Raw genomic sequence first — 23,417 nt, forward strand, 5'->3', positions numbered from 1 at the left:
AAGCGGTACTCGTCGACGACGTCGCCGGTGTTGCGCAGGCGCAGGCGTACGCGCGTGCTGCCGCCCGGGTCGACGGTCGCGGAGGCGGGTTCCAGAGAAGTCCACAGGCTCACGTCGACACGCTACGGGCGGCCCGCGACGGTGTCGCAGGAACGAGGGCAGCTTCAAGTGCCCGAACGAGCCGTTCAGTTGGCCGTCCGGACGAAAGGCAGGGTGCCAGGAGTGCCCCTGCGGCTCTTCAGTCCCGCCGCCGGCCCGGGTAGAACGACGAGAGGCGAGAGGACGGTACATGCAGGCATACGCACGCTCAAGCACGGGTTCCGCACCGGACCGCGACGCGGGCCGCGCACCCCGCCCGTCCGCGCCCCGGCCGACGCGGATCAGCTCGCGGACATGCGGGCGACCGGCGACCGCCCCATGCCGTACCACTTCGGCGGTGTGATGGAGAAGGCCGGCGACGACTACGTCACCATGGAGAACTACGCCCGCGAGCAGCCTGGCGGCCGCTGCACCCTCGACAGCGGCGACCCGCTCTGGTACTTCCGCATGTACGACAGGGAGGCCGGGCGTACCTGGTACGAGTGCTGGGCCACTCCCGGGAACCCCGACCTGATCGGCGCGATGCTGACCATCGCGCTGCGCTGAGCATCCGGCGCCGGTACGGCCCGCCGGTCCGCGTGTCCTGCCCTTCCGGGCACGCGGACTGCCCCCGGGCAGGCACCTCGGGCCGTTTCGGCGGACGGGCCTCGCGCGTGAGGGTGGAGACGTTCCTGTCTCGTACCCCGAGGAGAGCAGAGCATGCCGTCCTACCTGTCGCCCGGCGTCTACGTCGAGGAGGTGGCCAGTGGCTCGCGCCCCATCGAGGGGGTGGGCACGTCGGTGGCGGCCTTCGTGGGCCTGGCCCCGACCGGTCCGCTGAACGAGCCGACCCTGGTGACCAACTGGACGCAGTACGTGGCGGCCTTCGGTGAGTTCACCGACGGGTACTACCTCGCGCACTCCGTCTACGGCTTCTTCAACAACGGTGGCACGGCCGCGTACGTCGTCCGCGTCGGCGGCACCTCCGAAGGGACCGACGGGTCCCCCGAGGGCGCCAAGTCCCCCGCCGCCGTCAACGGTTCCGCCGCGCCCGCCGCACTCCCGGCCGGCGAGGCCAAGCAGCTAGGCACCTTCACGGTGAGCGCGGTGGCCTCCGGCGACCTGAGCGTCGAGGTCGCCGACCCGGAGGGCGAGGGCCCCGCCGAGCGCTTCAAGCTGATCGTGAAGGACGGCGGCAAGCCCGTCGAGACCTTCGACGTGACCGCGAAGAAGGGCGGCCGCAACTACGTCGTCACGCAGGTCAAGGAGCGTTCCAAGCTCATCACCGTGACCGAGGCCGCGCCCGCCGCGCAGCTGGCCCGTCCGGACAACCAGACGGTGGCCCTCGTGGCGCCGACCCAGACACCGGCGTCCGCGCCCCCCGTCGTGGACGCCGGTTCCCACCCCGGCCCCGCCACCTACCTCGGCGACTCCGCCGACCGCACCGGCTTCGGCGGCCTGGAGGCCGTCGACGAGGTGTCCATGGTGGCGGTGCCCGACCTGATGGCCGCCTACCAGCGCGGCGCGATCGACCTGGAGGCCGTCAAGGCCGTCCAGCTCGGCCTGATCGCGCACTGCGAGCTGATGGGCGACCGGGTCGCGGTCATCGACCCGCCGCCGGGCCTGAACGCCCGGCAGATCCGTGTCTGGCGCCAGGAGACGGCCGGCTACGACTCCAAGTACGCGGCCCTGTACTACCCCTGGATCAAGACCTTCGACCCGTCGTCCGGCCAGTCCCGGCTGATCCCGCCGTCCGGTCACGTGGCCGGCGTCTGGGCCCGCAACGACGCCGAGCGCGGTGTCCACAAGGCCCCCGCCAACGAGGTCATCCGTGGCGCGGTCGACCTGGAGCTCCAGATCACCCGCGGCGAGCAGGACCTGCTCAACCCGATCGGCGTGAACTGCATCCGTGCCTTCCCCGGCCGCGGCATCCGCATCTGGGGCGCCCGCACGCTCTCCTCGGACCCGGCCTGGCGCTACCTGAACATCCGCCGGTACTTCAACTACCTGGAGGAGTCGATCCTGATCGGCACCCAGTGGGTGGTCTTCGAGCCCAACGACCACAACCTCTGGGCCCGCATCCGGCGCAACATCTCCGCGTTCCTCGTCAACGAGTGGCGCAGCGGCGCCCTGTTCGGGCAGCGGCCCGAGGAGGCGTACTACGTCAAGTGCGACGAGGAGACGAACCCGCCGGAGTCGGTCGACGTCGGCCGCGTGATCTGCGAGATCGGCATCGCGCCGGTCAAGCCCGCCGAGTTCGTGATCTTCCGGCTGGCCCAGTTCTCCAGCGGCAGCGGCGAACTGCAGGAGTAGCACCACCGGCTCTTCCCCCGACCAACCGATTTTCCAGGCAACTTCAGCAGAACGGGCAGTAGGACATGAGTCTCCAGCCGGGTGACGCCCTCACATCACACAATTTCGGCCTGCAGATCGACGGCGTGATGGTCGAGTACCTCGCCGAGGTCAGCGGTCTGTCGATGGAGCAGGACGTCATCACCTACCAGCAGAACACGCCGGACGGGAAGAACCACGTCCGCAACCTGCCGGGAGTGAAGAAGAACGGCACCTGCACGGTCGTACGCGGTATGACCCAGTCGTCGTCGTTCACGCAGTGGATCAACGAGTCGATCAACGGCCAGATGGCCACGGCCCGCAAGAACGCCACCATCATCATGATGGACTTCCAGAACACCCCGGTGAAGCGCTACAACCTGCGCAACGCCTGGTGCAGCAAGATCGACACCAGCACGGTCAAGGCGGGCGAGGCGTCCGCGCTGACCGAGTCCGTGACCATCACGTTCGAAGAACTGGTCATCGAGTAATGAGGCGTTCGGCCGGCCGGGCCGGGAGCGTGGGGGCGCCGCTCGCACCGGAGGTGACGGCGCCCCCGGCCGCCCCGCAACCCGAGGCGCCCCGCGAGGTGCTGCGCACGGAGTTCCCGTTCCAGCTGCCCCGCGGGTACGTCGACGAGCAGGGCACCGTCCACCGCGACGGTGTGATGCGGCTGTCGACGGCACGGGACGAGCTGATCCCGCTCCGGGACATCCGCGTCCAGGAGAACCCGGCGTTCCTGTCGGTGGTCCTGCTGGGCCGGGTCATCACCCGGCTCGGCACGCTGCCGCTCATGCACGACGGCATCGTGGAGAACATGTTCGCCTCCGACCTGGCGTTCCTCCAGGACTTCTACCGCCAGATCAACGCCGAGGGCCACACCCGGGCCGCGGTCAACTGCCCGCACTGCTCGGAGCCCTTCGAGGTGGAACTCGGCGGGAGCCGCCTGGGGGAATCGTGACGTACGCGACCGACCGGCTGCACGAGGAGATCGCGTACGTCGCCTACCACTTCCACTGGAACCTCGAGGACATCCTGGACCTGGAGCACGCCGACCGCCGCCGCTACACGGCCGAGATCGCGTCCCTGGTGACCAGGGCGGCTGCCGCCGCCGGTACGGAGGGCTGAACGGTGGGCTTCTGGGACCGAGCACGGGGACGCGACCGCGGCACCGGGGGCGATGCCGGGGACGGGGCTTCGGGAGCGGTGGCAGGTCCGGCCCCGGGTTCGGCCGGGGACGAGGTCCGTGGTGCGGTGTCACGTCCCGTGGTGGCGGCGGCCTGGTCCGGGCTGCCGCCGATCCAGCGTGCGCTCGGGACGGGCGGCCCGGTCGCGGACTCGGGGTTCGGCGGGCGGCTGCCGACGTGGCAGAACCCGTCGTTCATGGGCACCCGCTCCCACGCGGTCCTGGACGGCGAGTCGAGCGCGACCCTGGCGAGCAGCGGCGGCGCCACGGGGCTGACGGGCACGGGAGCGCTGGGCGGTCTCGAACGCCCCGCGCAGGCACTGCCGTTGGCGGGTCCGACGGCACGGGCGGGCGGCCGTGGGGCAGCGGTTCCGGTGGTGCCGCTGCGGGCGGTCGGGGGTGGTCCGGCCGGTCCGACCGGTCCGGTCAGTTCGGCCGCTCCGGCGCAGACGGGTGGTGCGAGCGGCGCACGTGGTGTGAGGGGTTCCGGAGGTGGGGGCGGGCCGCGAGGGCTCATGGCGGCTGCGGTGCAGCGGGTGCCCCTGGTGGGGCGCGCTGGGAACGGGGGGAGTGCGGCGACGTCGCCGACTCCCGCCCACGCGCCGGTCAAGGGCGCGACGCCCGCTGTCCAGCGGTCCGCGTCGGCGACTGCCCCTACGGCCCCGGGTGCGGTGCCGGTGGCATGGGCGCCGCAGGCGACCCCGGCGGTCCCGGCTCCGGCCACCGGCCCCCGGGTCACACCGGCACCGCCTGTCACGCCTCGGCGCAGCGCGCTGACGCAGGCGCCGACGAGTACGGCGGCCACGGCCGCGCAGCGCCGTACGTTGCCGTCGGCGCCGCGGACGGTGGCGGCGGACGAGGGTGACCGAGCGGGGGGCGAAGCGGGCGGGGACGCGGTGGTGCAGCGGGCGCCCGAGGGAGCGGCTCCGCCGCCGGGCCGGTCCGAAGGTCCCGCCACGCCGGACGCGGCCCCACGCCCACCGGGACAGCGCACGGCTGCCGCCGGTCGTACGACCCCGCCGGCCCACGCACCTGTTGTCCAGCGGCGGTCGAGCGGTGCTTCGGACAGCGGCCGTACGGCACCGGCGGCACCGTCGCTGCCGACGGTTGTTCAGCGGCGTCCGAAGAGCGCGACCCCGGACACCCCTCCGACGACAACGCCCCGCGGCGACGCCCCCGGCCGTACCGGTGCCGCGCCGGGAGCCCCGCTCCAGGAACGGGGCGCCTCGACAACCGGCCCGTCAACGGCGTCCGTGCAGCGTCAGGCCGACACGGCGGGTGTGGTGCCGTCGGCGTCGGGTCAGGGTGCAGGTGATCCGGCTGGTGCCGCGCCGGGGCGGCCCTCCCAGGGCCGAGGTGGCTCGACGGGTGGGCCGTCGACGGCGTCTGTTCAGCGCCAGGGTGGCGCGGCGGGTGTGGGTGGTTCGGCTGGTGCTGTGACGGGGCCGCCGCTTCAGGGCCGGGGTGGCCCCGCAGGTGGCCCGTCGACGGCGTCCGTGCAGCGCCAGGCCGACACGGCGGGTGTGGTCCCGTCGGCGTCGGGTCAGGGTGCTGCGACGGGGCAGTCCTCGCAGGGGCGGGGTGGTTCGGCGGGCGGGCCGTCGACGGCGTCTGTTCAGCGTCAGGCCGACACGGCGGGTGTGGTCCCGTCGGTGTCGGGTCAGGGTGCAGGTGATCCGGCTGGTGCCGCGCCGGGGCGGCCCTCCCAAGGCCGAGATGGCTCGACGGGTGGGCCGTCGACGGCGTCCGTTCAGCGCCAGGGTGGCACGGCGGGTGTGGGTGGTTCGGCTGGTGCTGTGACGGGGCCGCCGCTTCAGGGCCGGGGTGGCCCCGCAGGTGGCCCGTCGACGGCGTTCGTCCAGCGCCAGGCCGACACGGCGGGTGTGGTCCCGTCGGTGTCGGGTGAGGGTGCTGCGACGGGGCGGCCCTCGCAGGCCCGAGATGGCTCGACAGCCGGCCCGTCAACGGCGTCCGTTCAGCGCCAGGGCGGTGCGGCGGGTGTGGTGCCGTCAGTGTCCCGTCAGGGTGAGGGCGGCTCGGTTGGTGCCGTGGCTGGGGTGCCCTTGCCGGGTCGAGATGGCTCGGCGGGTGGGGCTTCTGCGGTGTCCGTTCAGCGCCGTCGGGACCCGTCAGGCGTGGCGTCGTCGGAGTCCCGTCAGGGTGATGGAGGTTCGGCGGCCGGGGTGCCGTCGGCTTCGGGTCAAGGTGAAGGTGGTCCCGCTGGTGCTGCGACGGGTGGGCCTTTGCCGGGTCGAGATGGCTCGGCGGGTGGGGCTTCTGCGGTGTCCGTTCAGCGCCGTCGGGACCCGTCAGGCACGGCGTCGACAGTGCCCGGTCAGAGCGATGCCGCTGCGGTGCCCCTTCGGGGCCGGGATGGCTCGGCGGGCGGGGCGTCGTCGGTGTCCGGACAGGGCGACGGTGGCGCGGCGGCCGCTGCTGCGAAAGCACCCCTCCCGGCTCACGGCGGCCCGACAGACATGGCGACGACAGCGCCCCGTCAGGGGCGCGGGGAACCGCGCGACCAGCCCCCACCGGCCGTCACGCCGGCGACCGGCGGCAGCACCCCCTCCGTGCAGCGCACCGTGTCACCGCCCAGCACCCCCCGTCCCGGCCTCGGCGCCCCCCTGACACCGCCGCGCGCGGTACCCGCACGCCCCGCAGCCGCCGCCGCAACCAACCCTCCGGTGCAGCGCCGGACCACGCACAGCACGGAGACTCCTGCCCCTGCCCCCACCCCCTCGGCTCCGGCTCCCGCATCCGCATCCGCATCCGCCCAGCGTGCCCCCGGCACCCCGGGCACAACCGGCACCTCCCGCACTCCCCGCCTCGGTCTCGGCGCCCCCCTCACGTCCCCCGCACGGCCCGTGCAGCGGCAGACACCGGCCGGCACGGCGAACCGCCCGGCCGGCCGGCCGTCTCCGGCGACCGCCCCGAACCCACCCACCCCCCACACACCGTCGATCCCGCCCGGCGCCTACCACCAGCCCCCTTTCACCCCCGCCACACCCCCGTTCCTGACCGAACCCCCGGCCCCGGCCCCGCCCCTCGCGCCCGTCCAGCGGCACCCCGCCACCCCACCGGACAGCGCGCCGGCGCACGTACCCGGCGTCGCCCCCGTATCCGTCCAGCGGCACCCCGCCACCCCCTCCGCCAACACGCCCGCCCACGTGTCGGACAGCGCGCCGCGCCGGACGTTCCCGCCCACGCCCGTCGGCACGGCGACCGCGGCCGCCGCCCCCTCCCTCGCCCTCCCGGTGCAGCGGGCGACCCCCGCCGCCGGCACCTCCCAGCCGGTCCCCCTCCGAACCACCGGCACCGGCGCAACCGCCCCCCGACGCAGCACGACCCCCCTTCCCCTGGCGCCCCTCAACCCCCCCACCGTCCAGCGCGACCCCCTCCCCACCTCGCTCCCGCCGGTCCTTCCCCCGCACTCCGTGAAGAAGACCCCGGTCACCGGCTCCACCTCCACCCCCACCCCCACCCGCCCCCACGCCCCGCTCACTAAGTCCGAGACGCCCCCGCCACCTCCGCCGCCGCCCTCGTCCTCACCCCCGGACGATCCCCCGCCGTCGTACTCCGCCTCCGCCTCGTCAGGCGACGACGATCCGCCGGCGTACATGGCGATCGAGGAGGGCGGTTTCGACCCCCGGGCCCTGACCGAGTACCAGGTGGACGCACTGGTCCACCGGATCATCGACCGGATCACCCGGCAGGTCCGCACCGAACTGCGCCGGGACCGCGAACGCGTCGGCAAGCTGCGCGACTTCCGCCCCTGACCCCCGCCCACCCACCACCACCGACCACCCACCACCCGTCACCCGCCCCACCCACAGAAAGGCCCCCGATGGCTCGCCAGGACCCGGGAACCACGATCTGGTTCAGCCTCTCCATCGACGGCGAGAGCCTCGGCTACTTCAACGGGTGCCAGGGGCTGTCCTCGCAGGTGGAGGTCGAGCGCAGGCAGGAGGGCGGCAACAACGGCTTCGTGTGGCAACTGCCCACCCGCGTCACCTTCTCCACCATCCGGCTGACCCGTCCGCTCACCCCGGACACCTCGAAGGTCGCCAAGTGGATCTCCTCCGTGCAGACCGGCATCAAGCGCCCCACCGCCCAGATCACGGCACTGCGGGCGGACGGTTCGGAGGTCGCCCGCTGGGGTCTTCTCGACGTCCTGCCCGTGAGCTGGCAGGGCCCCTCCCTGGACCCCGCCAGCCCCGCCGTGGCCACCGAGGTCCTGGAGATCACCCACCACGGCTTCACGGACTGACCGGGACGAGAGAGACGAGACGAAAGACATGGCCAGCAGCAGCCGGGGCGCCGGCAAGAGCCTCGTGCGCGCCACCCTGGAGATCCACCAGCCCCCACCGAGCGGCAGCCGCACCCCGGGCGCTCTCATCAAGTCCTTCCACTTCGACTTCAACCCGGCGCAGCTCAGCATCGGCCGCCGCGCCGACTGGAAGTCCTCGTACGCGCCGATCGAACGCGACGGCCCGCTCCCGGAGTTCCTCGGCGCGTACCCCCGGCAGATGAACGTGGAGATCTTCCTGGACTCCTCCGACGACCCGACCGACAACACGGTGCTCAAGAAGGTCGAGTCGCTGCTGACCTGCTGCGAGGTCACCAGTCAGAGCATCGCGAACAAGCGGCCCTCGCCGCCGTGGGTGGTCTTCGAGTGGGGTTCGTTCTCGACGGCCCGCTTCACGGCGTTCGTCGCCTCCGCCGACGCCTCTTACACCCTGTTCGGGACGAGCGGGATGCCCATCCGGGCCACCTGCCGACTGCAGCTCCAGGAGATCCCGACCAAGACCCCCGGGCAGAACCCGACCTCCGGGGCGCTCACCGCGCAGCGCGTGCACCGGGTGGTCGCCGGGGACTCGCTGCAGGCGCTGGCCTGGCGGGAGTACGGCGACGCGTCGGCGTGGCGGGCGATCGCCGACGCCAACGGGATCGACGACCCGAACCGGCTGCCCACCGGCACGGAACTCGTGCTGCCCGCCGCCGAGGAGGTGCGGCGCTGATGGTGAAGTACGCGTATTCGAACATCATCAAGGTCACCATCGACGGGAAGGACCTGAAGTCCGACCCGGTGTGGGGGTCCGCGCTGGTCGAGGCCCACGTGGACCAGGGGGTCGGGGTGCCCGCCGCCTTCCACCTGACCTTCCGCGACAAGGACCGCAAGCTCTTCGGCGACCTGGGCGTCAAGTTCGGCAGCGAGGTGGTGCTCACCCCGATGTCCGACGGCCTGGACACCGCGGGCCCGCTGCTGACCGGCGAGGTCACCGCGATGGAGGCCGAGTACGACGGCACCGGCAGCTACGCGGTGATCCGCGGCTACGACAACGGCTTCAGGCTGATGCGCCAGCGCCGGGTGGTGGCCTACCGCAACCAGACGGCCTCCGACATCGCCCGCAAGCTGGCCGGGCAGGACGGGGTGCCGATCGGCCGGATCGACGCGACGAAGACCGTCTACGAGTTCATCAGCCAGAGCAACGTCACCGACTGGGAGTTCCTGGCGCGGCTCGCCGACGAGAACGAGATGGTCATGTCGGTCGACGCGAAGGGCAAGTTCCAGTTCGTGAAGCCGAAGGACGCCTCCGGGGCGCCCTCGACCAGCACGGACGGCGACAAGAGCCCCTTCGTCCTGGAGGCCGGGCACGACATCCTGCGGCTGCGTTCCGCGGTGACCGCCGCCGACCAGGTCGCCACGGTCGAGTCCCGCGGCTGGGACGTGACGACGAAGAAGACGCTCACCGCGACCTCGAAGGCCAACGGCAACAAGGCGTACAGCATCGGCGCCACCCCCGGCGACGCCTACGCGAAGTTCCCGACGGCCAAGCTGGTCGAGACCCGTACCCCCTACGACAAGCAGTCCGAGGTGAAGTTCGCGGCCGACGCCCTCTCCGACGACGTGACGAGCGGGTTCGCGGAGGTCGAGGTGATCGTCCGGGGCAACCCGCAGCTGCGGCCCGGGGTGCCGGTGGCGCTCAAGGACGTCGGCACGCCCTTCGCCGGCAAGTACACGGTGACCTCGGTACGGCACGTCTTCGGCGACGCCAAGCACTACGAGACCTGGGTGACGGTCAGCGGCCGGCAGTGGCGGTCGCTGTACGGGGTGGCCTCGGGCGGCGGGGGCACCGACGCCGGTTCCGACCGGCAGCTCAGTGTGGCCCCGGCGCTCGTCACCGACGTGCAGGACCCGCTCCAGCAGGGCCGGGTGAAGATCAAGTTCCCCTGGCTCGACGACACCTACGTCAGCGACTGGACGCGGACCGTGCAGATGGGCGGGGTGCGCGGCGGAGGGGTGTTCCCGATGGACGTCGGGGACGAGGTGCTGGTCGCCTTCGACCGGGGCGCCCTCGACCACGCGTACGTCATCGGCGGCCTCTACAACGGCAAGGACAAGCCGACCAGGGTCAGGGACGTACCGCTGCACGACGGGATGCGCGGCCGTGCCACCCGGCACACGATCTCCGACCGCGTCGGCAACCGGATGGACCTGCTCGACCAGCGGGGCCGCAAACAGGGCGTCCGGCTCGCCAGCGGCGACGACAAGCTGACCGTCCACCTCGACCGGCAGAAGACCGAGATCACCGTGGACAGCAAGGGCAGCGTCTCCATCAAGGGCAGCAGGTCGGTGTCGGTCGAGGCCGGCGCGAACCTGTCCCTGAAGGCGGGCGGCGCGCTCAGCATCAGGAGCGGCGGACCGCTCTCCCTGCAGAGCGCGGAACTCGTCGACATCAAGTCCCCCGCGGGCGCGGTCACCGTGAACGCCGCCGCCGTGAACCTGATGGCGAACGCGGCCCTGTCGCTGCGCGGCAACGCCGCCGTCGCGATCAGCTCCCTGGCCACCGTGGCGATCCAGGCCCCCGAGGTGCCGGTCCTCGGCAACCTGATGATGGGCGGACTGACGGTGATGGTGATCCCGGCATGAGCGGGCGCGAGGTCCTCGGCGAGAGGCGGGTGCGGAGCTGATGGCAGAACAGTTCGTGGGCTCGGGCTGGTCCTTCCCGCTGCGGATCGGACCCACCGGCGGTATCGCCCTGGTCAGCGGCGAGAAGGAGGTCGAGGAGGCCATCCGGCTCGTGCTGTCCACGGCCCCCGGTGAACGCCCGATGCGCCCGGAGTTCGGCTGCGCCATCCACGACCTGGTCTTCGCGCCGGTCAACGAACAGACCGCCGGCCGGATCCAGCACGAGGTGTACACCAGCCTGGACCGCTGGGAACCGCGGATCGAGGTCGAGGACGTCGAGGTCAGCACCGGGGCCGACCCGAGCGTGCTGATGATCGACGTCCGCTACTCGATCCGCGGCACCAACAACCCGCGCAGCCTGGTCTTCCCCTTCTACGTCATCCCGTCCCACGACGAGCCGGACCTGCCGCCCGCCTCCTCGGACTCCTCGGAAAGCGACCGCTGATCCCCGATGGCCCTGCCCTCCCCGAACCTCGACGACCGGCGCTTCCAGCAGTTCGTCGACGACGCCAAGCGTTACATCCAGCAGCGCGCGCCGGAGTGGACCGACCACAACGTCTCCGACCCCGGCATCACGCTGGTGGAGACGGTCGCGCACATGGCCGACCAGATCGTGTACCGGCTCAACCGGGTCCCGGAGAAGAACCACCTGGCCTTCCTTGACCTGGTCGGCATCACGCTGTTCCCGCCGTCGGCGGCCCGCACCGAGGTGACGTTCTGGCTGTCGGCGGCCCAGGAGGAGACGGTTCCGGTGCCGGTCGGCACCGAGGTGGCGACCCGCCGTACCGAGACCCAGGAGGCGGTGGTCTTCGCGACCGAACGCGACCTGGCGATCGTGCCGAGCGCGCTGCACCACCTGATGAAGCAGGAGCGCGGCTCGGCCGTCGTCGACCTCACCCACGAACTCGCCGAGGGCAAGGACCTGTTGTGCTTCACGGAGTCCCCGAACCCCGGTGACTGCATGCTGCTCGGCCTGTCCGCGGCCGTCCCGCACTGCGCGGTCGCGCTCGACCTGGACAGCAGGGTCGACGGTGTCGGCGTGGACCCGCGGCAGCCGCCGCTCGTGTGGGAGGCGTGGACGGAGGACGGCTGGCGGGAGTGCGAGGTCGACCAGGACGGCACCGGTGGTCTGAACCGGCCCGGCGAGGTCGTGCTGCACGTCCCCGGCGGTCACGTGCTGTCCCGCAACGGCGGCCGGGAGGCGGGCTGGCTGCGCTGCCGGGTCACCGAACCCCACCCCGACCAGCCCTTCTACACCACCTCCCCGACGGTCCGGTTCGCCGAGGCCTGCACGATCGGCGGCACCACGGGCGCGGTGCACGCGGAGACCGTCGAGGACGAGGCGCTCGGCGAGTCCACCGGCCTGCCCGGCCAGCGGCTGCAGCTCGCCCACGCCCCGGTCGTCGGTGACACCCCGCCGCTGCTCCTGCAGACCGCCGAGCACGACGGCGAGGGCGGCTGGCTGGACTGGCAGGTGGTCCCGCACTTCGCGGCCTCCGGGCCGTACGACCGGCACATCACGCTCGACGCGACCACCGGCGAGATCGCGTTCGGCCCCGCGGTGCGCGAACCGGACGGCTCGCTGCGCCAGTACGGCGCGGTGGCCGCGAAGGGCGCCGTCATCCGGGCCCGCCGCTACCGCACCGGCGGCGGCCGGGACGGCAACGTGGCCCGGGGGGCCGTACAGATCCTGCGCTCCTCCATCCCGTACGTCTCCGAGGTCGTCAACCGGGAGGCGGCGCGCGGGGGAGTGGACGGCGAGACGGTCGCCGAGGCCAAGGTGCGCGCCCCGATCACGCTGCGCGCCCAGGAGCGGGCGGTGACCCTGCGGGACTACGAGGAGCTGGCCCGCCGCGCCGCCCCGGAGACCGCCCGCATCACCTGCCTGGAGGGCGAGGAGGGCGAGCACGGCGCCTACGCGGTGCGGGTCCTGGTGGTCCCGCAGGCCGTGCCGGACCCCGGCGGGCGGCTGCGCTTCGAGCAACTCGTGCCCGGTGACGCCCTGTTGGACCGCATCACCCGGCACCTGGACGAACGCCGCCTGATCGGCACCAGGCTGGCCGTCGGACCGCCCTTCTACCAGGGCGTCACCGTCGTCGCCACGGTGCACGCCTTCCGCGGGGTGGACGTCGACCGGGTCCGCCGCCAGGCCCACGACGCCCTCTACCGCCACCTCGACCCGCTGACCGGCGGCGCCGACGGCAAGGGCTGGCCGTTCGGGCGCCCGGTGCAGTCCGGTGAGGTCTTCGCGGTGCTGCAACGCGTCCCCGGCGTGGAACTCGTCGACGAGGTCGTCCTGCACCCCGCCGACCCGCTCACCGGCAAGCGCGGCGACCCGACGGACCGCATCGACCTGGACGCCCCGTCCCTGGTCTTCTCCTACGACCACCGGGTCCGGGTGATCGGCGAATGACGACGGTCGACGACGTGTCCGGAGGTCCGCGTTGAGAGGCTCGATCGACGGCCTGGGCTCCTCCACCCCCATCGGCCCGATGCTCCCCGCGGTCTTCGCCGACGACGACCTCGCCCTGCGCTTCGTCGCCGGCCTGGACGACGTGATCGCCCCGATCCCCAACGTCCTGGACTGCCTGCCCAGTTACTTCGACCCGGCGCTGGCCCCGCTGGACTTCGCGGAGTGGCTCGGCACCTGGGTCGGCGCGGAGACGGACGGCACCGAACCGGCACCGCTGCTCCGCGCGGCGGTGGCCGCGGCCGCCTACCTGCACCGCATCCGGGGCACCCGGCGCGGCCTGTCCGAGGCGGTCCGGCTGGCGTTCGGCGTGGCACCGGAGATCACCGAGAGCGGCGGCGCGGCCTGGAGCGCCCGCCCGCTCGGCGCGTTCCCCGGCGCCCCGCGCCCCCACCTGCACGTCCACCTCACGCTGCCCGCGCCCACCCCGGCCGACGAGGTCCGCCTGGAACGCCTCGTGGCCGCCGCCCGCCCCGCCCACATGCCCTACACGGTCCAGGTGACCGCTTCTTCTCCGTCCGCCGAAAGGACCCCGTAGCGATGACGACCACCCAGAACTGCACGGAGTGCGGCACGGTCGCCGAACCGGGCCAGTCCTTCTGCGACGCCTGCGGAGGGGTCCTGAGCTGGACCGGCAACAAAGACACCCCGGCCGCGGCGGCGAACTCCGCGAGCCCGCCCCCGGGCTGGGACGCCTTCACCCGCCGCGACGGCGGCACCGGCCTCCCCCCACGCGACACCCGCACACCGGCAACAGCAACGGCAACCGCAACGGCACCCCCCGACGCCCAGGAAGCCACGACACCGACAACACCCCGCCAGGACCACGGCCCCTCCTCGCCACCGGCCACGACAGCGCCCCGTCAGGGGCGCGGGGAACTGCGCGACCAGCCACAACCCACCCGCACGGCCCCCACGACCCCGGACGCCCCCACCGTCCCGACCCCCCAGGCCCCCCAGGCCCCCCAGGCCCCCCAGGCCCCCCAGCCCCCCGACGCCCCCACCGTCCCCACACCTCAAACCCCCGACGAGACGACGCAGCCCCCGCAGCCCTCACCCACCGAAGGCGACGACGCCCACGACAGGGCACGGCGCCTGCTCATCCCGGTGGCGGAACCCACCCCCACCCCGGCCCCCGCCACCGTCTCCCCCGTCCTCCCCGGCCGCCCCACCCCCCAACGCCCCACCTCCGTCCGCGCCCCCGGCGAGGACCTCGGCGCCCACGGCGGCACCCCCTGCCCCTGGTGCGCCACCCCCAACCGCCCCGACCGCCACTTCTGCACCCGCTGCGCCATGCCCATGGCCGGCCACCCCGACGCCTCCCCCTCCGCCCCCCGCCCGTGGTGGCGCCGCATCCTCGACCTCCGCAACCGCGAGACCCCGTGGGCGGGCGACCGCCCCCGCCTCCGCCGCACCTTCGACCGCGTCCTCACCTGGATCGGCGTGGCCCTCCTCCTCACCGTCGTCGCGGTCCTGGCGGTCAACACGCCGAAGGCGATCAGCGCCACCCGCGACCACTTCGCCAAGCGCGTCCAGGTCCCCCCGGACCGCGTCAGCGCGTCCCGCTCGTACGCGGGCCACAAGCCGGACCTGGCCTTCGACAAGCTGAACAACACCTGGTGGGGCCCGGGTGTGACGCAGGCCGGCCAGGGCGAGTGGATCGAGGCCCGCTTCGACGAGCCGACCCGGCTGCTCAACGTCATCTTCACCTCGGGCGAGTCGACCCACTTCGACCAGCTCAAGAAGTCGGCGCTGCCGCACCGGCTGAAGGCGACGATCAAGACGGCCGACGGAAAGACCGAGGACCGGGAGCTGGTCCTGGACCAGACGGCCGGCGGCCAGACCCGCGACTTCCGCGCGGCGGACGTCGTCTCGGTCCGCTTCACGATCGAGTCGTCGTACCAGGCGTCGGCCGAGACCCAGGTCGCCATCGCCGAGATCGAGTTCTTCGGCCCGTCCAGCGCCGGATCCTCCTGACGCGCGCGCCTATCTCCTCATCAGGGACCGGTACACGGCCGTGGACCTGGGGTTGCCGCGGCACCCCCAGACCCCGTGCGGGCAGTAGTCCGTGAGGGTCTGGTACACCGGCCGGACGCGCGCGAACCAGTCCAGCATGCCCCGCAGGTACGCGGGGTCGTCCCCGTTCTCGTACAGCCCCCACTCCGGGTACGAGACGGGCTTGCCGTGGGCCCGGGCGAAGTCGACCTGGGCCCGCAGCCCGTAGGGCTCCGCCACCTGCTCCGGGAAGGAGAGCCCGCGCGGGGCGTCGTAGGCGTCCATCCCGACGATGTCGACGTACCGGTCCCCGGGGTAGCACCGGGTCCAGGGGACCGCGTCCCGGCCCCGGTCGGGCGCGAAGTCGAAGCGGAACCGCTGGCCCGGCACCGACCGCATCGCCGTGACGATCCGCGCCCAGTACGCCTTCCAGGCGGCCGGGTCGGGGCCGCAGCGGTGGGTGTACGTCACCCCGTTCATCTCCCAGCCGAGGACGACGACGGTGTCCGGCGCGCCGACCGCCACCAGCCGCCGGGCCAGCGCCCGGAAGTGGCCGTCGTACGAGCCGCCCGCCCCGAGCCGCAGTTCGCGGCGGACCTCGGCGTCCGGCAGGTGCTCCTCCGTCCGTTCCAGCATCGGCACGTTCAGGACGAGCAGCCGGTCCGGTTCGGCCCGCCGCCAGCGCGCCCACAGCCGGACGAAGCCGGGGGCGCCCTCGATGTTCGGCCACACGTCACCGGGCAGGTACGTGTGCCCGACGCGCGGTTCGTCGCGGCCCAGCCACGCGCCGAGCGCGCGCACCCGCCGCACGCCGTCGGCGCCGTAGCCGAGGTACGCCCCGAAGGGGCCGGGGGCGGGGGCGCGCGGGGTCTCCGGGCGGGAGACGGGCAGCAGGAGGAGGGCGACCAGCGCGGTGACCAGGACGAACCTCAGACGAGCCATGGGGTGCAGTCTGTCCGTCGCGGCACCGCGGTGCGGGCGGTGCGGACATCTTCGAACTTTGTGCGAGACACCGGGCCGGTCTGAACGGACGCCCACCGTCCGCCCGTACCTCCGGGCACGTCAGCGTTCGACCGCAGATCGGAGTCCCCCGTGAACGCATCCGCAGCCATCGGCGTGACCGGCCTGGGCGTGATCGGCCGCAACCTGGCCCGGAACTTCGCCCGGCACGGCTACCCGGTCGCCGTCCACAACCGCACGCCCGCCCGGACCCGTGCGCTGCTCGACGAGTACGGGCACGAGGGCACGTTCGTCGGCGCCGAGAGCGCCGCGGAGTTCGTGGCCGCCCTCGAACGCCCCCGCCGCCTCATGATCATGGTGCAGGCGGGTGCGGCCACCGACGCCGTCATCGACGAGTTCGTCCCGCTCCTCGAACCCGGTGACATCGTCATCGACGGCGGCAACGCCCACTTCGCCGACACCCGCCGCCGCGAGGCCGCCCTGCGCGAGAAGGGGCTGCACTTCGTGGGCGTCGGGGTGTCCGGCGGCGAGGAGGGCGCGCTGCACGGGCCCGCCGTCATGCCGGGCGGCTCCGTCGAGTCGTACGCCGTCCTCGGGCCGATGTTCGAGGACATCAGCGCCAAGGTCGGCGGTGAGGCGTGCTGCACGCACGTCGGCGCCGACGGCGCCGGGCACTTCGTGAAGATGGTCCACAACGGCATCGAGTACGCCGACATGCAGCTCATCGCCGAGGCCTACGACCTGCTGCGGCAGGTGGGCGGATTCGCGCCGGCCGAGATCGCGGACGTCTTCCGCCAGTGGAACGGCGGCCGGCTCGGCTCCTACCTCATCGAGATCACGGCCGACGTCCTCGCCCACGTCGACGCCGCGACCGGGGCCCCCTTCGTCGACGTGGTCGCCGACGCGGCCGGGCAGAAGGGGACCGGGCGCTGGACCGTGCAGACCGCGCTGGACCTGGCCTCGCCGGTCACCGCCATCGCCCAGGCGACGTTCGCCCGCGCGGCCTCCGGGCGCCGTGAACTGCGGGCCGCCTACGCCGGGTTGCCCGGCGGCACCACGCCACCGCTCAGCGCGACCGAGGCCGACCGCTTCGCGTCCCGTGTCGAGCACGCCCTGTACGCGTCGAAGGTCATCGCCTACGACCAGGGCTGGACGATGATCCAGGACGCCGCCGCCGAGTACGGCTGGAAGATCGACCTCGGTGCGGTGGCGCGGATCTGGCGGGGCGGCTGCATCATCCGGGCGTCCTTCCTGGACCGGATCCGCGCGGCCTACCGGGCCGACCCCGACCTGGTCAGCCTGCTCGCGGAGGGGGAGTTCGCGAAGGAGATCGCGGACGCGCAGGTGCCGTGGCGCGAGACGGTCGCGTCCGCGACCCGCCGGGGCGTCCCGGTCCCGGCGTTCTCGGCGGCCCTCGCCCACTACGACACGCTCCGCGCGGACCGCCTCCCGGCGGCCCTCCTCCAGGGTCAGCGGGACTACTTCGGCGCGCACGCCTACCGGCGCACGGACCGGGAGGGCACCTTCCACACCCTGTGGGCGACGGAGGGCCGCCCCGAAACAGAGGCCTGAGCAAAAGCGCCCCGAAAGGGGCGCGGGGAACTGCGCGATCAGCCACATCGGACCGTCGCGGCACATCGGTGCTCAGCCGTCCACTGCGCCGTCGTGGCTTGTCGCGCAGTTCCTCCCCCAGCCTCCGGCCGGGGGTGCCCCCAGCGCCCCTTACGGGCGCTGTAGTTCGCCCCCGGTCAGACGCGGACGCCGAACATGAACGGGCCACCGATGGTGCTCATCGACTCGTAGCGGACGACCGTGCCGGTGCGCGGGGCGTGCAGGATCTGCCCGTTGCCCGCGTACAGGCCCACGTGGTGCAGGTCGTTGAAGAAGAAGACGAGGTCGCCGACCTGGAGCTGCGAGGCCGAGTAGATCTTGGTGCCGATGGTCGCCTGCGACTCGGAGGTGCGCGGGATGGAGACGCCGGCCTGCGCGTAGGCCCAGGACGTCAGGCCCGAACAGTCGTAGGAGGACGGGCCGGTGGCGCCGTACACGTACGGGGTGCCGATCTTGGTCTTGGCGGCGGCGAAGGCGGCGGCGGCCCTGCCGGTGGCGGAGGTGTCGCCGCCGAGGTCCACGCGCTCGCTGGAGGAGCGGCTGGCACGGTCCTGCTCGGCGGCGAGGGCGGCCTTCTCGGCGGCGGTGAGGCTGTTGAGCAGTTTCTGCGCCGCGGCGAGCTTGGCCTGAACTCCCTTCTTCTTCCGGCCGAGTTCGGTACGGGTGGCGGCCAGGTCCTTCAGCTTGCCGGACGCCTCGGCGCGCTCCTGGGCCAGTTCCCGCTGCTTCGCCTGGATCTTCTTCAGCGTTTCGACCTGCTGGCTGCTCAACTGGTCCAGCGTGGACGCCTTGTCGAGGTAGCTGTCCGGGTCGGAGGAGAGGAAGAGCTGGAGGGACGGGTCGAGGCCGCCGCTGCGGTACTGGGCGGTGGCCATCGAGCCGATGCCGTCGCGCAGTTCGTTCAGTTCGTCCTGGCCGCGTGCGACCGAGTCCTGCAGCGCGGATATCTGCTTCTGCAGCTTCTCCTGCTTCTCCTTGGCCCCGTTGAACTTCTCGGTGGCCTGCTCGGCCTCCTCGTAGAGCTTGTCCACTCGGGACTTGACCTCGTTCTTGCTCGGCTTCTCGCTGGGCGCCGCGTTGGCCGCCTGGGCGGAGAGGGCCACGGCGGCAGCGGCGGCGGAGGTGAGCACGGTGACCCGAGCACGGCTCGGCTGCTTGGGACGACGGTGGGACGCCACGGAGGCGAGCTCCTTCCGAGCAGAGGTTCGGGGCAACAGACACTAATGACTCTCTTATGTTCAGTTCAAATCTTTGCTTGAAAATTCTTGGCCGGAACCGATCGGGTCGAGCCGTTGCACCCCCCGACGGCCCGGGTGTCCACAGGGTGTGGACACCCGGGTCCGTGCCGGGCTACGGGTTCACGACGTTGCCGCCGAAGGTGACGTTCAACTTGCCGCTGGAGGCGAAGGACCAGCCGAGGGCGCCCGCGTAGGCGGAGCAGCGGGAGCCGTTCGTACCCGTCCAGAACTGGTTGGAGCCGTCGACGTCGCCGACGGTCTTGTCGTTGGAGCCGGTGACGGAGAACCGGCACGAGGTGTCGGTGCGGAACACCGAGGTGCCCTTGTCGAAGGAGAAGTTGCGCTCGGCGTTGTCGATGCCCACGTTGTTCGAGACGGCCATCGTGCCGGGGTTGCTGTTGTAGGTGAACCCGTGGTGCCCGTTGCCGTAGGCGATGTCGTGCCGCACCACGTGGTTGACGGCGATGGCGTCGCCGCCGAGCTTGTAGCCGTTGCGGTCGCCGTTCGCGTTCTGTGTGCCGTCGGTCAGGGTGCCGTTGCCGTAGGACAGCGAGTACTCGATGGTGACCGGGCCGATCGCGCCGGTGTCGGTCTTGGTGTACAGGTCCCAGCCGTCGTCGATGTTGTGGTGCGAGACGTCGTACCGGAAGACGTTCCCGGTGCCGGTGGTCAGCTTCGACGCGAACCCGTCCGCGTTCTCGCCGCCGCTGTCCTCGTTGTCGTGCGACTCGGAGCTGACGATCAGGTTGTTCGCGGGCCATGCGCTGCTGGGCGTGGTGGAGGAGATCCGGCCGAGCTGGAGGCCGGTGTCGCGGTTGTACGCGGTGACCGTCCGCTCGACGACGTTGTTGCTGCCGCCGACGTAGATCCCGTTGTCACCGGCGTGTTCGACCGTCAGGCCGTACAGGTGCCAGTAGTCGGCGAAGAGCTGGATGCCCCGGTTGGACGGACTCTCGCTCTGCGCGGAGAAGTTGAACACCGGGGTCTCGCCGGGGTAGGCGGAGAGCGTGGTGCGGGCGCCGGCGGTCCCGTCGGAGCCGGCCGGGATGGTCACCGTGGCGGAGTAGTGGTACGTCCCGCCGCGCACGTAGATCGTGCCGCCGGCGGCGATCCGGCTGATCGCGGAGGTGAGCGTGGTCGGCGCGGACTGGGTGCCGGCCGCGCTGTCGGTGCCGCTCGGCGACACGTACAGCACCGTGGACGCGGCCTGCGCGGGCGTGCCGGACAACGCCACGAGCGTGCCGGCGACCAGGCCGACGGCCGTGATGACTGGTCTCACGTGCATCGTTGTCTCCGTTCGGATGCGTTCCGGAGGGCGCGGTAAGCGCTTTCTAAGCGAAGCTAGAAGCGTGTTGTGAGCGCGTCAAGTTTCATGGATGTAAAGAAAATTCAGAGATGTGATCGTTCGGGGCGGCGGAATACACGTCAGAACCCTCCGGTTGTGCGTCGTATGACCGAGATCACGGACAGGATCGACCTTGGTGCCGTCGGTGTCTGGCGCCATTCGAAGACCGCGCCCGAGGTGGCCGTCGAGGTGGAACGGCTCGGCTACGGCACCCTCTGGCTCGGCGACGTCACCGACCCGGACCTGGCGGTGGTCGAACGCATCCTCGACGCCACGCAACGGCTGGTGGTCGCCACCGGCATCGTGAACATCTGGTCCAACCCGGCCGATCGGGTCGCCCGCGCGTACCGGCGCATCGCCGAACGGCACGCGGACCGCTTCCTGCTGGGCGTCGGCGCCGGGCACCCGGAGGCGACCAAGGAGTTCGTACGGCCGTACCAGGCGCTGAACGACTACCTCGACGTCCTCGACGAAGGGGGCGTACCGGTGGCACGCCGGGCGCTGGCGGCGCTCGGCCCCCGCGTCCTGCGCCTGGCCGGCGCACGCACGGCCGCCGCGCACCCCTACCTCGTCACCCCCGAACACACCCGGCAGGCCCGCGAAATCCTGGGTGCGGGACCGCTGCTGGCCCCCGAGCAGAAGGTGATCCTGGAGACCGACCGTACCCGGGCCCGCGCGATCGGCGACGCCACGCTCGGCATGTACCTGGGGCTGGGCAACTACGTCAGCAACCTGCGCCGCCTGGGCTTCGACGACACCGACTTCGCGGACGGCGGCAGCGACCGCCTCTTCGACGCGCTGATCCTGCACGGCACCACCGCCCAGGTGGCGCAGGGCCTACGCGCCCACCTCGACGCGGGCGCCGACCACGTGGCCCTCCAACTCGTACACCCCGACGACACCGACCCCCTCCCGGCGTACCAGGAACTGGCGTCGGCACTGGGGCTGGTGACCGGGTAAGTGAGTCGTGCCCCGTCCCCGCTGTCGGGGACGGGACAGGGGCGGGCCGCGGCAGGGGCGGGCCTCAGCCGATGCGGGCGCCGGTGCCGCTGACCCGGACGCGGGGGTCGCCCGCACGCAGGGTGACCGTGAGTTCGCCGGGGCGGCCCAGGTCCTCGCCCTGGTGCAGGGTGAGGACCGCGTCCTCGGGAACCAGGCCGAGCTCACGGGCGTACGCGCCGAACGCGGCGGCCGCGGCGCCGGTCGCCGGGTCCTCGACGACCCCGCCGACCGGGAAGGGGTCCCGGACGTGGAAGACGGTGGCCGAAGCCCGCCACACCAGTTGGACCGTGGTCAGGTCCAGGCGGTGCATCAGGGCTTCGAGGCGCGCGAAGTCGTAGGCGAGGTCGGCGAGGCGGGCCCGGGTCGCGGCCGCGAGCACGAGATGGCGGGCGCCGGCGAACGCGACGCGGGGCGGGAAGGCGGGGTCGAGATCGGCGGCCGGCCAGCCGAGCGCGGCCAGCGCCTCCGTGAGGTCGGCGGCGGAGATCTCCTCGGTGTGCGGCTCGACGCTGGTGAGCGTGGCCCGGATCGCGCCGCCCTCCTCGGTCACCGTCACCGGGACCGTGCCGGCGCGGGTCGCGAACACCAGCTCGCCGGGGCCCGTCCGCTCGGCGAGCGCCACGGCGGTCGCGATGGTGGCGTGCCCGCAGAACGGCACCTCGGCCCTGGGGCTGAAGTAGCGGATGCGGTAGGCCCGTTCCGCCCCGTCGGCCAGGCCCTCCGGGGGCGCGGTCAGGAACGCGGACTCCGAGTACCCGAGGTCGGCGGCGACGGCCAGCATGTCACCGTCGTCCAGGCCGGTCGCGTCCAGTACGACCCCGGCGGGGTTGCCGCCGTCGGGGGTGCTGGAGAAGGCGGTGTAGCGCAGTACCTCGGGGCGTGGCGCGTTCGTCGTCATGGTCGGGACAACAGGGGGCCGCGGGACGGCTATTCCGGAGTTCTGGCAGGCCGACTCGAAACACTGCCCGAACCGGAACCCGCCGACCCCGCCCGAGCAGTCCGAACCCGGCACCGTGAACGAGGCCCGCGACCGGCACCGCAATCCGACGGGGGCGCGCCGGGGCCGGGCCGACCCTGATCCAGCCGGCCTGGCTTCGTCGGCGCGCACCCGCCAACCAGAGGGCCAGCCACCCTGAAGGGCCCGCAACCACCCCGTCTCCCCGTCACCCTTGGCCTTCCGTCACCCCCGGCCCCTCCCCGAACCGTGCGATGGCTGTGAGGATCGTGTTCCGCATCGTGGGGCTGCCGGTGTGGCCCGAGTCGTCGATCACCATGAGGTCCGCGTCGGGCCACGCCTTGGCCAGTTCCCACGCCGTCTTCAGCGGGCTCCCGATGTCGAGACGGCCGTGGATCAGGACCCCGGGGATACCGACCAACCGGTGGGCGTCCCGGAGCAGTTGGCCGTCCTCCAGCCAGGCGTCGTGGGAGAAGTAGTGCGCGCAGATGCGGACGAAGGCCACCAGGGCGTCGTCGGGCCGGTTGCTGTACGCGCCGGGGTTGCCCAGTGTCTCGTGGGCGATGACGGCGTCCTCCCAGGTGGCCCAGGCGCGGACGGCCGCGGTCCGGACCGCGTCGTCGGGGCTGTTGAGCAGCCTGTCGTAGGCGGCGACGAGATCACCGTCGCGGTCGGCGGCCGGCAGGGCGTCGCGGAAGGCCTCCCAGGGGCCGGGGAGCAGACGGCCGACCCCGCGGTAGAGCCAGTCCGTCTCCTCCGGCCGGGTCATGGTGACACCCGCGATGACGATCTCGGAGACCCGCTCGGGGTGGCGTTCGGCATAGGCGAGGATCAGGGTGGAGCCCCAGGAGCCGCCGTAGAGGAGCCAGCGGTCGATGCCCAGGTGCTCGCGGAGCCGCTCCATGTCGGCGATCAGGTGGTCGGTGGTGTTGGCGGCGAGGCCGACCGCCGGGTCGGAGGCGTGCGGCAGGCTCTCGCCGCAGCCGCGCTGGTCGAAGAGGACGATCCGGTAGACCTCGGGGTCGAACATCCTTCGACTGTGTCGGCGCCCGCCGCCACCGGGACCGCCGTGCACACACAGGGCGGCCTTGCCGTCGGGGGAGCCGCTGGTCTCCCAGTAGATCCGCTGTCCGTCACCGACATCGAGGAGCCCGCGGGCGTACGGTTCGACGGGCGGGAACTGCTCGGGCATGGTGTTCTCCCCTTCTGCCCGGGTGAGTGAACAGCCATGTCTACCAGTGAAGTCGAGCAGGGGTGGCAAGGGGACCCGCTACTC

General features: G+C 72.6%; 20 protein-coding genes. 15 read left to right on the forward strand and 5 right to left on the reverse strand.

What is annotated here, in order from left to right; translation table 11 throughout:
- The first annotated feature begins 393 nt into the window (after positions 1 to 393).
- From AB0G52_RS04465 to AB0G52_RS04525, 13 genes are all read left to right on the forward strand, one after another.
- Positions 394 to 645 carry a hypothetical protein gene (locus AB0G52_RS04465; protein WP_361333565.1) on the forward strand — a complete coding sequence of 84 codons (252 nt, stop codon included), beginning with the start codon at positions 394 to 396 and terminating at the stop codon, positions 643 to 645.
- Between the two features lie 153 nt (positions 646 to 798).
- Positions 799 to 2,391, forward strand: coding sequence for a phage tail sheath subtilisin-like domain-containing protein (locus tag AB0G52_RS04470; RefSeq protein ID WP_132888526.1), 1,593 nt, complete (start codon positions 799 to 801; stop codon positions 2,389 to 2,391).
- A gap of 65 nt (positions 2,392 to 2,456) precedes the next feature.
- Positions 2,457 to 2,900: a phage tail protein gene (locus tag AB0G52_RS04475; RefSeq protein ID WP_046726369.1), complete on the forward strand. Its 444-nt coding sequence runs from the start codon at positions 2,457 to 2,459 to the stop codon at positions 2,898 to 2,900.
- Positions 2,900 to 3,370: a hypothetical protein gene (locus tag AB0G52_RS04480; RefSeq protein ID WP_132888527.1), complete on the forward strand. Its 471-nt coding sequence runs from the start codon at positions 2,900 to 2,902 to the stop codon at positions 3,368 to 3,370. Before AB0G52_RS04475 ends, AB0G52_RS04480 begins: the two co-directional genes overlap by 1 nt.
- Positions 3,367 to 3,537, forward strand: a complete 171-nt coding sequence (locus AB0G52_RS04485; protein WP_165939330.1) for a DUF6760 family protein — start codon at positions 3,367 to 3,369, stop codon at positions 3,535 to 3,537. The genes AB0G52_RS04480 and AB0G52_RS04485 overlap by 4 nt, the downstream gene beginning before the upstream one ends.
- A gap of 2,922 nt (positions 3,538 to 6,459) precedes the next feature.
- Complete coding sequence (locus tag AB0G52_RS04490; RefSeq protein ID WP_361333570.1) at positions 6,460 to 7,371, forward strand: hypothetical protein; 912 nt, start codon at positions 6,460 to 6,462, stop codon at positions 7,369 to 7,371.
- A gap of 68 nt (positions 7,372 to 7,439) precedes the next feature.
- Complete coding sequence (locus AB0G52_RS04495; protein ID WP_132888528.1) at positions 7,440 to 7,862, forward strand: phage tail protein; 423 nt, start codon at positions 7,440 to 7,442, stop codon at positions 7,860 to 7,862.
- Positions 7,863 to 7,890: 28 nt separating this feature from the next.
- On the forward strand, positions 7,891 to 8,613 hold the full coding sequence (locus AB0G52_RS04500; protein WP_132888529.1) for a LysM domain-containing protein: 723 nt from the start codon (positions 7,891 to 7,893) through the stop codon (positions 8,611 to 8,613).
- Entirely contained in the window at positions 8,613 to 10,526 is a 1,914-nt protein-coding gene (locus AB0G52_RS04505) for a VgrG-related protein (RefSeq protein ID WP_361333574.1), read from the forward strand. Before AB0G52_RS04500 ends, AB0G52_RS04505 begins: the two co-directional genes overlap by 1 nt.
- 40 nt (positions 10,527 to 10,566) lie before the next feature.
- Positions 10,567 to 11,010 (forward strand): GPW/gp25 family protein, encoded by a 444-nt coding sequence (locus AB0G52_RS04510; RefSeq protein WP_132888531.1) that lies wholly within the window; start codon positions 10,567 to 10,569, stop codon positions 11,008 to 11,010.
- Between the two features lie 6 nt (positions 11,011 to 11,016).
- Positions 11,017 to 12,978 (forward strand): putative baseplate assembly protein, encoded by a 1,962-nt coding sequence (locus AB0G52_RS04515; RefSeq protein ID WP_361333577.1) that lies wholly within the window; start codon positions 11,017 to 11,019, stop codon positions 12,976 to 12,978.
- 31 nt (positions 12,979 to 13,009) lie between these two features.
- The gene (locus AB0G52_RS04520) at positions 13,010 to 13,573 is read left to right on the forward strand and encodes a phage tail protein (RefSeq protein WP_132888533.1); all 564 of its coding nucleotides are present in this window, start codon (positions 13,010 to 13,012) and stop codon (positions 13,571 to 13,573) included.
- Positions 13,574 to 13,575: 2 nt separating this feature from the next.
- Positions 13,576 to 15,012: a zinc ribbon domain-containing protein gene (locus AB0G52_RS04525; RefSeq protein WP_361333580.1), complete on the forward strand. Its 1,437-nt coding sequence runs from the start codon at positions 13,576 to 13,578 to the stop codon at positions 15,010 to 15,012.
- Between the two features lie 9 nt (positions 15,013 to 15,021).
- On the opposite strand, the gene AB0G52_RS04530 is transcribed toward AB0G52_RS04525, so the two are convergent.
- Positions 15,022 to 15,972 carry a glycosyl hydrolase gene (locus AB0G52_RS04530; RefSeq protein ID WP_361333583.1) on the reverse strand — a complete coding sequence of 317 codons (951 nt, stop codon included), beginning with the start codon at positions 15,970 to 15,972 and terminating at the stop codon, positions 15,022 to 15,024.
- A gap of 150 nt (positions 15,973 to 16,122) precedes the next feature.
- Between AB0G52_RS04530 and gndA the strand changes: the two genes are divergently transcribed.
- Entirely contained in the window at positions 16,123 to 17,562 is a 1,440-nt protein-coding gene (gndA, locus tag AB0G52_RS04535; RefSeq protein WP_361333586.1) for an NADP-dependent phosphogluconate dehydrogenase, read from the forward strand.
- Between the two features lie 176 nt (positions 17,563 to 17,738).
- On the opposite strand, the gene AB0G52_RS04540 is transcribed toward gndA, so the two are convergent.
- Positions 17,739 to 18,779: an NlpC/P60 family protein gene (locus AB0G52_RS04540; protein ID WP_361333589.1), complete on the reverse strand. Its 1,041-nt coding sequence runs from the start codon at positions 18,777 to 18,779 to the stop codon at positions 17,739 to 17,741.
- A gap of 172 nt (positions 18,780 to 18,951) precedes the next feature.
- Positions 18,952 to 20,124: a right-handed parallel beta-helix repeat-containing protein gene (locus tag AB0G52_RS04545; RefSeq protein WP_132888538.1), complete on the reverse strand. Its 1,173-nt coding sequence runs from the start codon at positions 20,122 to 20,124 to the stop codon at positions 18,952 to 18,954.
- Between the two features lie 165 nt (positions 20,125 to 20,289).
- On the opposite strand from AB0G52_RS04545, the gene AB0G52_RS04550 reads away from it, so the two are divergent.
- A complete protein-coding gene (locus AB0G52_RS04550) occupies positions 20,290 to 21,144 on the forward strand; it encodes an LLM class F420-dependent oxidoreductase (protein WP_361333592.1) in 855 nt (284 codons plus the stop codon).
- 64 nt (positions 21,145 to 21,208) lie between these two features.
- Here AB0G52_RS04550 and AB0G52_RS04555 read toward each other — a convergent pair whose 3' ends face one another.
- Complete coding sequence (locus tag AB0G52_RS04555) at positions 21,209 to 22,084, reverse strand: PhzF family phenazine biosynthesis isomerase (RefSeq protein ID WP_361333595.1); 876 nt, start codon at positions 22,082 to 22,084, stop codon at positions 21,209 to 21,211.
- A gap of 265 nt (positions 22,085 to 22,349) precedes the next feature.
- Positions 22,350 to 23,333, reverse strand: a complete 984-nt coding sequence (gene pip, locus AB0G52_RS04560) for a prolyl aminopeptidase (protein ID WP_361333598.1) — start codon at positions 23,331 to 23,333, stop codon at positions 22,350 to 22,352.
- Positions 23,334 to 23,417 lie beyond the last annotated feature (84 nt).

The organism is Streptomyces sp. NPDC021562, assembly GCF_040640875.1.
Lineage (GTDB): Bacteria > Actinomycetota > Actinomycetes > Streptomycetales > Streptomycetaceae > Streptomyces.

Excerpts from the sequence above, each read along its gene's own strand:
- AB0G52_RS04480 (WP_132888527.1), top strand. The coding sequence starts at position 2,900 with ATGAGGCGTTCGGCCGGCCGGGCCGGGAGCGTGGGGGCGCCGCTCGCA.
- AB0G52_RS04505 (WP_361333574.1), top strand. The coding sequence starts at position 8,613 with ATGGTGAAGTACGCGTATTCGAACATCATCAAGGTCACCATCGACGGG.
- AB0G52_RS04530 (WP_361333583.1), bottom strand. The coding sequence starts at position 15,972 with ATGGCTCGTCTGAGGTTCGTCCTGGTCACCGCGCTGGTCGCCCTCCTC.
- AB0G52_RS04500 (WP_132888529.1), top strand. The coding sequence starts at position 7,891 with ATGGCCAGCAGCAGCCGGGGCGCCGGCAAGAGCCTCGTGCGCGCCACC.
- AB0G52_RS04545 (WP_132888538.1), bottom strand. The coding sequence starts at position 20,124 with ATGCACGTGAGACCAGTCATCACGGCCGTCGGCCTGGTCGCCGGCACG.
- pip (WP_361333598.1), bottom strand. The coding sequence starts at position 23,333 with ATGCCCGAGCAGTTCCCGCCCGTCGAACCGTACGCCCGCGGGCTCCTC.
- AB0G52_RS04555 (WP_361333595.1), bottom strand. The coding sequence starts at position 22,084 with ATGACGACGAACGCGCCACGCCCCGAGGTACTGCGCTACACCGCCTTC.
- AB0G52_RS04470 (WP_132888526.1), top strand. The coding sequence starts at position 799 with ATGCCGTCCTACCTGTCGCCCGGCGTCTACGTCGAGGAGGTGGCCAGT.
- AB0G52_RS04515 (WP_361333577.1), top strand. The coding sequence starts at position 11,017 with ATGGCCCTGCCCTCCCCGAACCTCGACGACCGGCGCTTCCAGCAGTTC.
- AB0G52_RS04550 (WP_361333592.1), top strand. The coding sequence starts at position 20,290 with ATGACCGAGATCACGGACAGGATCGACCTTGGTGCCGTCGGTGTCTGG.
- AB0G52_RS04510 (WP_132888531.1), top strand. The coding sequence starts at position 10,567 with ATGGCAGAACAGTTCGTGGGCTCGGGCTGGTCCTTCCCGCTGCGGATC.
- AB0G52_RS04495 (WP_132888528.1), top strand. The coding sequence starts at position 7,440 with ATGGCTCGCCAGGACCCGGGAACCACGATCTGGTTCAGCCTCTCCATC.
- AB0G52_RS04465 (WP_361333565.1), top strand. The coding sequence starts at position 394 with ATGCGGGCGACCGGCGACCGCCCCATGCCGTACCACTTCGGCGGTGTG.
- AB0G52_RS04525 (WP_361333580.1), top strand. The coding sequence starts at position 13,576 with ATGACGACCACCCAGAACTGCACGGAGTGCGGCACGGTCGCCGAACCG.
- AB0G52_RS04475 (WP_046726369.1), top strand. The coding sequence starts at position 2,457 with ATGAGTCTCCAGCCGGGTGACGCCCTCACATCACACAATTTCGGCCTG.